The sequence below is a fragment of the Planococcus chinensis genome, from assembly GCF_020071995.1.
Lineage (GTDB): Bacteria > Bacillota > Bacilli > Bacillales_A > Planococcaceae > Planococcus > Planococcus chinensis_A.
This window is the reverse complement of the sequence record NZ_JABWTK010000061.1, coordinates 1-260: the sequence shown is the minus strand read 5'-3', so window position 1 is coordinate 260 and position 260 is coordinate 1. Positions and strand designations below refer to the sequence as shown.

General features: G+C 48.5%; 1 protein-coding gene and 1 tRNA gene. One reads left to right on the top strand and one right to left on the bottom strand.

Features of this window, described 5'->3' with window-relative positions; all coding sequences use genetic code 11:
* Nucleotides 1-180 (top strand): hypothetical protein (locus HU147_RS19320; protein WP_224077683.1); only part of this gene is annotated, 180 nt, incomplete at its 5' end.
* Here the strand turns inward: HU147_RS19320 and HU147_RS19315 are convergent.
* A tRNA-Ala gene (locus tag HU147_RS19315) sits at nt 151-226 on the bottom strand. The genes HU147_RS19320 and HU147_RS19315 overlap by 30 nt on opposite strands.
* Nucleotides 227-260: the final 34 nt, after the last annotated feature.

The following is a 260-nucleotide window of genomic DNA, read 5'->3' as shown; positions in this document are numbered from 1 at the left end:
CCACCGTGCGCCCTTTCTAACTTAACCATTAGAAAGTCGACCGAAAAAATCGGTCTCATCACTCGTGTTGCTTGTTTCGTTGTTTCAATGTCGTCATATCCAGTTTTCAAAGAACAAGTTCGTTTTCACGCAAAAAAAAAAGAAAACGATTGGTGGAGCCTAGCGGGATCGAACCGCTGACCTCCTGCGTGCAAGGCAGGCGCTCTCCCAGCTGAGCTAAGGCCCCAAGAAGTTATGGTGGGCCTAAATGGACTCGAACC